Genomic DNA, 2,558 nt, shown 5'->3' with positions numbered 1-2,558 from the left:
AAGTGATCTGCTTGGCTTCAAATCGTGCCCACCCCGTTCCAGGCCAGGGAAGCCGTAGAACGGTAATTAATCTAATTTCGGTGGACTAAACTGCTCAATAACAGTAATTAAAGTTATTTTTGTACTTTCAACCTTTAGATCTGTTATTTTATTTTGCTTTCTTCGGTACAATCAAAACTAAAGTTAAAATTAAAGCAATAATGAGAAATACGACGCCACCTCGCAAGGCCAAAGCTGTCCGTGCGACCAATGCAGTTCCCCCAATTGTTGTACTGAGAACTACTAAAATAGCTAAACCAATTGAACCACCAATTTGATGCGCAACGTTAACAACTCCGGATGCAGCTCCGGCGTCTCGTGGCACAATGTCGGCAATTCCAGCAGTTGTTAAGGGACTCAAGGCAGCTCCCTGGCCAATCCCAATTAAGATCATGGGTAAAGCAACAGCAACCACATAATTACTCCCACTTCCTGCAAAACTCAGCCATAACATTCCGGCAATTGTGAAGACAAGTCCGCCAACTAAAGTCATTCCGTTTCCAAACTTTGCTGTGAGTTTAGATACTTGTAAAGCACTTATAAAATTAGCAACGGTCATTGGGAAAAATCCCAGCCCTGCCATCAATGGCGAAAAGCCATAAACTTCTTGCAGAAATTGTGTGATGAAGAACCAAAATGCCATCATGGCACCTAAATATAACATTCGTGATAAATAGGCCCCCGTTCGTTCTTTATTTTTAAAGACCCGTAATGGCATAATTGGTTGAGCCACTTTGACTTCGCGAACGACGAACAAACCTAATAGGATAACTGCTGCAAGAATCCAAACCCAAGCAGTCGCACTAGTTGAAACTAATAAGATTCCGTAGACTAAACTTACCATTCCAAGCAATGAAAGAATGGAACCAATTCCATCAAATGACCCTTTCTGTGGTTTAGTTGCATGAACTGCTTTAGTCGCCCAGATAAACATTACAATTGCAATCGGAACGTTGACGAAAAAGGCATAACGCCAACTTAACAAACTGGCAAACAATCCACCAATCACTAAACCAACGCTAGCTCCAATTCCAGCAACTGCTCCATAATCAGCCACCGCTCGAATCCGTTTCGTACCTGCCGGAATGCTATCCATTAATAAAGCTAATGTGGATGGTGCCAATGCGGCAGCTCCCGCACCTTGAAACCCACGAGCGATGATCATCCACATTGAGCTATTGGCCATTCCAACTAAAAGTGAGCCTAACCCAAAGACAATCAAACCGATATTAAAAATTTGTTTACGACCGACAATATCGCCAAGCCGACCACCAAGTAATAACAACCCACCAAAAATAATTGTATAGGCGTTTTGTACCCAAGTTAAGTTTGCCGTTGATAAATGTAAATCGTCCTGAATTTTTGGGAGCGCCGTGATCACAACGGAAACATCTAAAACGGTCATAAAATAACTAACCAAGACAATTGATAAAATTGAAAATTCATACTTTGTAAATTTAGTTTGCATGTTTGCTGATCTCCTTTATTTGATTACAATTACGAAGTATAGAGGGTTGCAGTAACTGCAAGGCAAGCTTTTTTTGAAAAAAGTTTTATTTTTTTAATTATCTTGCTTATGATTAACCAAATAGCGTAACCAAACCACATTGCTCTTTGTCTGCACTCCTTTTAACGTAAAAGTTACTGGGGTTGTATCAGACAAACCTTCACGAGCTTCGAATAATGCAGGAGTTGTAGGAGTTCCGTCTGCTGCTGGGGTCACAACTAAACTGACTTCATCACACAAGCCTTGCTGAATAAAAGACCAATTCAAGACTGCACCGCCACCTAACATGACCGTTTCCAGATGAAACAAATTTTTTAGTTTTTTCAAGGCAAGTTTTGCATCTAACTTTTGATCTCCTGCAATAATGTACGGAATTTGTTTCTTTCGTAGAAACGCTTTATACGCATTACTAGCTTGATCCGTCAAAACTTCAAGGACCTGCGCATGCGTGTCTTGATAAATTAGCTCATTTGATTGCCAAGCCAAACGTCCATGAGGATCAATAGAAATATAATATTTTGAAAATTCAGTTGGAATCACAAAATCTCCGGCTGGAACTTTCGGTGCCGACTCATCCAGAATCGGTTTCTTGTAAAAAGTAAAATTATCATCGGTCGTTGTCCGGCCAGAAAGCCATCCTTGGTTTTGATAAAAACCGTCTTTCTCAAAAGCTAAATGATAAAATAATTGGCCAGCCTCAGGTCCCGCTGCACCATGATACGGTCCACTGATTTTCCCATCTAATGCTGTTGCCATATGACAAAAAATATAAGGTCTATCCATTTTTAATTTCTCCCTTTTCTTTAAAAAATTCATTTGTTTAATTTTTGAATCACTATTAATCATTACAAGTACTATGCTACGATCAATAAGTCTATACGTCTAATGCTTAAATTAAAGTACACTATGCCTTTTAGGCAATCTAAAAAAGCAGAATAAAAATTCCCATATATTGAGAATTTCTATCCTGCTTCACTCTGCTGAGAGTGTCAAATTTTATGTGTAAATGAAA

2 protein-coding genes are annotated in these 2,558 nt (G+C 39.3%); both read right to left on the bottom strand.

What is annotated here, in order from left to right:
* Positions 1-148 precede the first annotated feature (148 nt).
* Positions 149-1,507, bottom strand: a complete 1,359-nt coding sequence (locus tag IV84_RS10290; RefSeq protein WP_046871473.1) for an MFS transporter — start codon at positions 1,505-1,507, stop codon at positions 149-151.
* A 93-nt stretch (positions 1,508-1,600) separates the two neighbouring features.
* The gene (locus tag IV84_RS10285; RefSeq protein ID WP_046871474.1) at positions 1,601-2,329 is read right to left on the bottom strand and encodes a dihydrofolate reductase family protein; all 729 of its coding nucleotides are present in this window, start codon (positions 2,327-2,329) and stop codon (positions 1,601-1,603) included.
* Between the last annotated feature and the right edge of the window lie 229 nt (positions 2,330-2,558).

This window comes from Pediococcus damnosus (assembly GCF_001437255.1).
Taxonomy (GTDB): Bacteria; Bacillota; Bacilli; order Lactobacillales; family Lactobacillaceae; genus Pediococcus; species Pediococcus damnosus.
The sequence above is the reverse complement of the archived record's forward strand: the minus strand, read 5'-3'. Positions and strand labels throughout refer to the sequence as shown.